The sequence below is a fragment of the Rhodoferax sp. GW821-FHT07G04 genome, from assembly GCF_059418585.1.
On record NZ_JBWKQD010000025.1, the window covers coordinates 1 to 1,046 of the forward strand.

Annotated in this window: 1 protein-coding gene; it reads right to left on the reverse strand. The window is 58.6% G+C overall.

All coding sequences use genetic code 11. From position 1 onward, the window contains the following. The coding region (locus tag AC07OO_RS25525; protein ID WP_495084989.1) for an Ig-like domain-containing protein at positions 1 to 1,046 on the reverse strand (1,046 nt) is incomplete at both ends.

Genomic DNA, 1,046 nt, shown 5'->3' on the forward strand with positions numbered 1-1,046 from the left:
CCGGTGACGGTGGCCGTGAAGTTGACGCTTTGGCCGGCAACCGTGCTGGCGGCTGAGCTGCTCAGGGTTGTGGTGGTCCCTGGCAGGCCCGACGCGCTCAAGACGGTGATGGCCTTGGCGGCTGAGGCGGCACTGGCGTTGTAGCCGTCTCCGCTGTAGACCGCAGTGATGTTGGCATTGCCTACATCGGTCAGTCCATTGGTGGTGAAGTTGGCCACCCCGCCGCTGTTGACTGTGGCCGATCCAATCGCCGTCTGGCCGTTGTAGAAAGTTACGGTGTTGCTGGCCCCGGTAAATGGAGTGGTCTGACCAGAGAAACCCAGGATGTTGACTTGGTCACCGCTTGAATAGAACGATGAATCCATGTACAGCGGTTGCGTGATGACCACATTTCTGGAAAGCAAGACGGTATCGTTTTTCCAATACTTGATGGTGGCGCCGTCGTAGGTGACGCTCAGTATGTCGTTGGCAACGTAGGTGCCAATGTTTGTGCCAGTGCCGTTTTCCTCAATCCAGATGCCGCTGCCGAGGTAACAATAAATACCCCAGTCAATACTGTTGTAGTTGTTGTCGGCAGTAGGGTCGGTCGTCAACCCAACCGTAGCGTTGGAGCTGTTGGTTGCTCTAAAGCTCACGCTGGCACCACCGGTATACCCGATCGTGCTGCGTATGGAGTTGTCATAACCGGCTGCAGTTGCCGTCTTCGTGACGGTATTACCGGACACAGTCAATCCCGCAGTGCTCACTGTAGGCACGCTGCTGAGGTCCCTGAGACCCGACACATTGGCCGTCAACGTGATCTGATTGCCCGCATTGATGCTGTTGGCCGAGCTGCTCAGACTCACACTGACCGGCGTGGCGATGATGGTCTGGCCCACCACCGCCGAGGTGGCCGCTGCCGTGTTGGGATCTCCCGCGTACTGCACCGTGATGCTGTGGTTGCCCGCAGCCAGGGTGTTGACGGCCAAGGTGGCGTAGCCATTGACCAGGGTGACGTTGCCCAGGGAGGTGGCACCGTCATAGAAGGTGACCTGTCCCGTGGGCAG